A 6,316-nucleotide genomic window follows, 5' to 3' on the forward strand; every position below is an offset into this window, starting at 1 on the left:
GTCTGGACTATCAACCCTACCCAATAAACATTGTTTATGAATTGCTTAGTGCTGCTATGATAAGAGTCAAATCATCATCTGTGCGATTAGTAATTCTTTCAGAGCATAAAAATTTGACTAGTTGCTCTTTGGCAACGACCTTATCTTCAGCATTGGCTACAAAGTCGAATAAAGGAAAAAAGAATGGTTTGTGGGGTTCACCAACAAGCATATTCAAAGCCAGCATTTGTAGTCCATCAGTGAGAACGCCGATATTAACTATGTGCTGACGCAAAATTTTTATCTGGGTTGTAGTTAAGGCATCAGGTGAAGTCAAAAATGTGGTTTCGTTAATGTATTCACCCCTATTAGGGATTGTCAGCGCCTGTAAGTTACCTGTACTATCCTTGGCTACAGCTAAACCATCACCGATTTGGGCTACTGCTACAACTTTTGGTGTGGCGATCGCAATAATTAAGGTAGTTGCTAAATCCGATGACTGATGTTTGCAGGCCACTGCCTCATCTTCTACTGCTTTTTTAGCAGCTAACATGGCATCAGTTAACAAATTACGCAAAATAGTATCCTCAGTAAAGGTGTTGTGAGTAATTTCGCAATTTGAAATATGTTCTATTGCTGTTTCTACAGCAATCATCGCTCCCACTTTTCCCAAAGTTGCTGAACCAGCCCCATCTGCTGCTGCTGTCACTAAGACATTATTTGGCAATATCTGCCAATGGTGAGCATCCTGACATAACTGCTGGTTTTTAATGTGGCTAGTTCCACATACCGAAGCGGCTACTATCCGCCATTGAGGAATCTGTTTTGGTGTGTTCATAAATTTTTTCTCACAGCTATAGCAGGTGATAGGTGACAGGTGACAGGTGACAGGTGACAGGTGACAGAGTGGAAAGTCTGCTTGTATATTAGTTTTGTCAATGGCTTACGCCATGCTGGGCTATCAGTTCGTGAACTACCACCTGAGTTGTTGCTATAACTGCTAACTGATAACTGATAACTGTTAAACAGACCCCCAACCGATTGGTGGTAGTGCTACTTGTTCGTCTAACTTGGAATGGGAAACCGCTGACATACTTGCTGAAAGCCAAACAAACATTTCAATAAAGTTTAACCCTTTAAGTTTCAGTGGAGTACGTACAGCTATTTGACTTAAACGGTTCATGTTAGCATTTTCTACTCCTACCGTAAAAAAGGCAACACGTTTATTCGCCTCATCTCCTTGTAGCCTCTGTACTGCTTGTTCTATAACATCATCTAGCTCACCTTGTGGCTCACCATCTGTAATCATAAATACCCAAGGACGGTAGTAAGCAATGCCATTGGCACGATACTGAGATTTGCGTTCTTGAATTATTTCTAACGATTTATTAATTCCCGCCCCCATTGTCGTTAGTCCTTGGGCTGTTAGAATAGGTGGGTTGAATTGGTCTGCTGTTACAAAGTCTTGCACAATATTGACATGACTATCAAAAGTAACAATTGCTACTTCTACCCTTCTAGCTGCCAATGAATTTTTTAGTAGCTCATCCTTAAAACTCAGTAGGCCTTGATTTAAAGCCTCAATCCTTTCTCCTTGCATGGAGCCAGATGTGTCTAGCAATAGCACGCACGGACAACGTGGTTCTGGGTTTTCTGCAAATTCTACAACTTCATCTAGTTTTAATGTATCCAGCATAACCTTTTGTGTTATGTTATAGTCCAAAGCGTTACTTTCCCTTGCTCAAAGTATCATAGTCTCCCAGACTAGTACAACTACAAGTATGGTATTTTGCGGTAGATGGATAAAAATTCATCCATGCAAATTATTCCGATCAAATTATCTATTTCAGGAAACTTGAATCACCATATACTTTAGTTAAAGCTAATTAATCAGGGGGAGAAACATTATTTTTGGGTAGATAACCTATCTATCATTTATATCCAAATCATTAAGAATATAATATTCAATATATACATTTCTAAGAAATAAAAATTTAAAGATTTTATGTGGAAAATTTGCTAATTATTAACCAATCAGGAAACACAGTTAATACCGCAATGGGAAAATATGTACCCTGTAATAATGAGAACAGAAAGTTTTACTCTTCTGGAAAATAGTAAAATCTTTGACAGTCTAGTATTATTATGTAATTCACGGAGGATTAATTGATATAGCTGGAGGTAGATTTATGATATTTCATCATCAATTAGTTGGTTGATAGAGAGATATGAAAATAAGTGAAGGGAGAAAAACCTTTACCTTTGACCCAAACCAACTTACTAATTCCCATTTCTTGACCGAGCAGTATTGAGACATATTTCACCTAATCCAGAAATTCATTATTGCTCCAGACTCAATCAATAGTAAAGCAATTTTTCTTTAAAAACTGTAAAAATATGAATAATACTGGCACATTTACCAAATTATCTCCTAAACGTTTATTAAGACAGTTAAGCAATTCTTCTGACACTACTTGTTTACAAGTTTTAAACAATTCAGTGCTATGGTCAATATACTTAGACCAAGGCAAAATTATCTATGCCACTCATTCAGTAGAACCCTTTGATAGACTGGAACGGCATATACGTCGTCTAAGTCAGCAAATTCCCGTACTGAGTAATGAAATTCGTGTACAATTACGCATGACGTTTGAACCTGACTGGCAAACTCAGTTAATTGAACGTAGTGATGATGAACACCAACAACCGCCGGAATATCAAGCTATTTATTGGTTGGTGAATGAAAAACATTTACTCTCTCACCAAGCTGCGTTACTGATTCAAGAGTTAGTAAAAGAGGTAATCGAATCATTTTTGTTGATTAGAGAAGGCACGTTTGAATTAACAGCAGCAATTAATAGTCTACCGAAAATTTGCAAACTTGATGTTGATAGTATTATGGAACACTGCAAAAATCGGTTGCAAAATTTGCAGTCTTTCGCTCCTCAAATCTCTTCTCCTTATCAGCGTCCATACCTGTTGATTAACAGTAAATTTTATGACAAACAATTACCAGAATTACAGCAAAATATCACTACCTGGATGAAGGGTTTTAGTCTGCGTCATTTGGCAGTAATTATGAATCTCGATGAGGTGGAACTGGCTCGAACTTTATACCCGCATATCCTTCAGGGTTCGATTATTTTGCATGAACCGGATCCTCCATTTGATAAACTGCCTAAAATCTTGGAAGATTTTTCATTCGCTCCTAAATACAGCACACTCAGAATTAATGGAAAATCATTTCAGATAGAAGCATCACCATATATTATTGCTGATACTATTTCACCTGATAATATTTCAGAAGCAGGATCTTTAGTTCAAGTTTCTGCTCTACCAAAAGAAAAACTTGGACTATCAACCATACCCAATAACATACCAACCGATGGAGAAAAGGTAAACGCTCGCACTACCGCTAAAAAGCCTTACAAAATTATTTCTGTAGATGATAGTCCCACAATTCTCAAAGAAATCAGCCGTTGTTTGGAAGATGAAAATGTTGCTGTAGTAACCATTAATGATCCCATTAAAGCAGTGATGTCTATTATTAGACATAAACCTGATTTGATTTTATTGGATCTGAATATGGCGGGAATTGACGGTTATGAGTTATGCCGCATTATTCGCAATAATTCCATGTTTAAGGAAATTCCCATTATTTTTGTGACTGGTAGTAAGGGAATTATTGATAAGGTGAAAGCAAGAATGGTAGGAGCTTCTGGTTATTTAACTAAACCTTTTACTCGTGCGGAATTGTTAAAGATGATTTTTATGCACCTGGCATAATTAATTTTTGCAATTGTGTATTGATTTTACGACTTACGCAAAAGGTCACGAAAGTAGGGGTAATTCATGAATTACCCCTACGTAAAATAGGGTTTTCTCACAAAGGACTAAGATCCCCGACTTTTTAGAGAAGTTTGGGATCTTCTGGTTTTTAATGATTTTTAATGATTTTTAATGATTTTTAATGATTTGAATACTCCGTTTTTGATATTATAGCAGTTGAATTGCGGATTAGTATAGAAATTAATTTTACAAAAGAGGATAAAGAAATGCCAGAAACACCAGATTTTTCGACAGGATGGATAATTGACGCAACTGATGATAGAGATTATTTTTTAGAAACTGTTATCAGCAAATTACCACCACAGGAAATAGAAACAGAAGGAAAAAATATTAAACTTGAACGAGCTTTATTTGCTCAAGATGATGATTCACCTATATTAAGAAGGGCATTGCGTTTAGTGCCGGAGGAAGAATGGAGGGCAAAAAGATACAGATATAATCAACCACATTATTTATTTTTACCTTTAGCTAAAAAGAAGAAATATAAAAAATATCGTGCATCTTTGGAGAGTAAAGATTTATTTTTACCTGAATCTGTTGATTTAAGAAGGTGGTTTTCTCCAATTAAAAATCAAGGCAATGTACAATCCTGTACAGCCTGTGCAGGAGTGGCTTTGATGGAGTATTTTCAAAACCGCATGAATGGAAGTGTGAATAATAATTCTGATGCTAAAGATAAAAATGATTCTGCTGAACCAAAACAGGAAAATCTTTCTTGGATGTTTCTTTATAAAGCAACCAAAGAAGTGATGCGATTAACAAAAAATAATGAAGACCCAAAGGAAGATAAAGGAGCTACAATTAGAGATACGTTGAAAGCAATGAGATTGTTTGGTGTAGCACCTGAAAAATGCTGGAATTCTTCTATGAAGAATCTGAATGATGAACCTTCAGCATTTTGTTATGCTTATGCTCAAAATTATCAAGCGACGCATTATTTTAGATTAGATAAATCTGAACTTTCAAAAGAAGAAATTGTAGTGCAAATTAGGATTGCATTATCTTCTGGTTTACCAGCAATCTTTGGTTTTCGTCATGCTGAGATTCTGAAAAATAATATTACCAATCTTGTTAAACGAAAATTGGAGAATACCAAGATATTAGGGCAAATTGATGTAGTGAAAAGCAATAATTCGGAAACTAAAGAAGGTCATGCTCTGGTAGCAGTTGGCTATGATGATAATATGGAATTTGAAAATCCTGAACATCCTGAACATCCTGAACAACCGTTAAAAGGTGCTTTTTTGGTGAGAAATTCTTGGGGAATAGATAACTGGGGAGATAAAGGTTATGCTTGGCTTCCCTATTATTATATTGAACAAGGTTTAGCTACTGATTGGTGGTCTTTATTAAATGCTGAGTGGATTGATTTTCGTGGTTTTGGGTTGGAAGTTGATATAAGTGGAAGTGGTTTATTAAAGGAGCGACAATGTTGTAACTGTTGTGGTTTAGGTTTAAGACTTTGCGGATGTAAGGGTGTCATACGTTGTTGTTAGTCGAATCTGTCACAACAATAATTATTAAAGGTTATTTTGACAAATACTGTAAGTAGTCTGAACATCTTGATTATTCGGATGACTAACAAAATAATCTTTACTGAAATAACAAGCATATTTCAATAAGTCTTTTAACGTTGGGTTATGCTGATTTATTTTATTTTTTTCCCACAGCCAAATTCTAATAGTTTCATCTTGACTAGAAGAAACTATTATAGATGGATTATTTGGAACAAAATTGATACCTTTGATTTCTTCTGTATGACCAAGAAGTTGTTCATCCGGTTCTTTCAGGGGTTGATTATTTTCAAGTTGTGACAAACTCCAGATTTTAATACCTTCATCTTTATCTCTATGGGAAGAAGCGAGAAAATTTACACCATCCTTATTCTTAGTCAGAGCTAATCCATAAATACTATCTCCAGTATTTATTTCACCTTTTAATATATAATTATTTGTGCTTGAAGTATCCCATATTTTTATATTGCCATCATTACTAGCAGATGCTAGTAACTTGCCATCAGAACTAAATTGAATTCCAGTTATTAAATTTCTATGTTTATTTACTAATAATTGTGGTTGTTGATTGTCTTTCCAATTCCATATATATACCCCACCATCTTCATATCCATAAGCAAGAATATCTGATTTAGGATGAAAATCTAAACGATAAATATGATATGCACTCTGATATTCAGTAAAGTCCAAAGCTCTAATTTCTCCTATTTTAGATTGAGAGCCTGTTTTTTCCCGGTCCCATAATCTAATGATTCCATCTGAACTAGCAAAAGCAATAATTTTATCATTTGAGTGAAAACTGGCATCAAACACCATCGCGGGAGTTTGTTGCTCAAGTATTTGTTGATATAGTCATTTAACTTAAGAATGAGACATTAAGATACACAATAATCACGGATGATTTCATCTAAGGGTGTATTTGAAGGAGCATACATTCTGGCTCTCTTTAAGGCACTAAAATCATGCTCAATATC

Annotated in this window: 5 protein-coding genes and 1 pseudogene; 2 read left to right on the top strand and 4 right to left on the bottom strand. The window is 35.4% G+C overall.

All coding sequences use genetic code 11. From position 1 onward, the window contains the following. Positions 1–34: 34 nt before the first annotated feature. Both H5968_RS02370 and H5968_RS02375 read right to left on the bottom strand, forming a co-directional pair. The gene (locus H5968_RS02370; RefSeq protein WP_187038651.1) at positions 35–817 is read right to left on the bottom strand and encodes a PP2C family serine/threonine-protein phosphatase; all 783 of its coding nucleotides are present in this window, start codon (positions 815–817) and stop codon (positions 35–37) included. Between the two features lie 183 nt (positions 818–1,000). Beyond that, entirely contained in the window at positions 1,001–1,675 is a 675-nt protein-coding gene (locus tag H5968_RS02375) for a VWA domain-containing protein (protein WP_187038652.1), read from the bottom strand. A gap of 701 nt (positions 1,676–2,376) precedes the next feature. Between H5968_RS02375 and H5968_RS02380 the strand changes: the two genes are divergently transcribed. After that, the gene (locus H5968_RS02380) at positions 2,377–3,765 is read left to right on the top strand and encodes a response regulator (protein ID WP_187038653.1); all 1,389 of its coding nucleotides are present in this window, start codon (positions 2,377–2,379) and stop codon (positions 3,763–3,765) included. A gap of 224 nt (positions 3,766–3,989) precedes the next feature. Then, complete coding sequence (locus H5968_RS02385) at positions 3,990–5,324, top strand: C1 family peptidase (RefSeq protein ID WP_222620527.1); 1,335 nt, start codon at positions 3,990–3,992, stop codon at positions 5,322–5,324. A gap of 24 nt (positions 5,325–5,348) precedes the next feature. Here the strand turns inward: H5968_RS02385 and H5968_RS02390 are convergent, their stop codons facing one another. Beyond that, the gene (locus tag H5968_RS02390) at positions 5,349–6,158 is read right to left on the bottom strand and encodes a WD40 repeat domain-containing protein (RefSeq protein ID WP_187038655.1); all 810 of its coding nucleotides are present in this window, start codon (positions 6,156–6,158) and stop codon (positions 5,349–5,351) included. A 59-nt stretch (positions 6,159–6,217) separates the two neighbouring features. Next, a pseudogene (locus H5968_RS02395) lies at positions 6,218–6,316 on the bottom strand (IS630 family transposase); the annotation flags it as partial.

Origin of the sequence: Sphaerospermopsis sp. LEGE 00249 (assembly GCF_014299995.1) — a bacterium.
Taxonomy (GTDB): Bacteria; Cyanobacteriota; Cyanobacteriia; order Cyanobacteriales; family Nostocaceae; genus Sphaerospermopsis; species Sphaerospermopsis kisseleviana.

What these genes read in the sequence shown, in the direction of transcription:
- H5968_RS02370 (WP_187038651.1), bottom strand. Translation starts at nt 817, where the DNA reads ATGAACACACCAAAACAGATTCCTCAATGGCGGATAGTAGCCGCTTCG.
- H5968_RS02375 (WP_187038652.1), bottom strand. Translation starts at nt 1,675, where the DNA reads ATGCTGGATACATTAAAACTAGATGAAGTTGTAGAATTTGCAGAAAAC.
- H5968_RS02380 (WP_187038653.1), top strand. Translation starts at nt 2,377, where the DNA reads ATGAATAATACTGGCACATTTACCAAATTATCTCCTAAACGTTTATTA.
- H5968_RS02390 (WP_187038655.1), bottom strand. Translation starts at nt 6,158, where the DNA reads ATGGTGTTTGATGCCAGTTTTCACTCAAATGATAAAATTATTGCTTTT.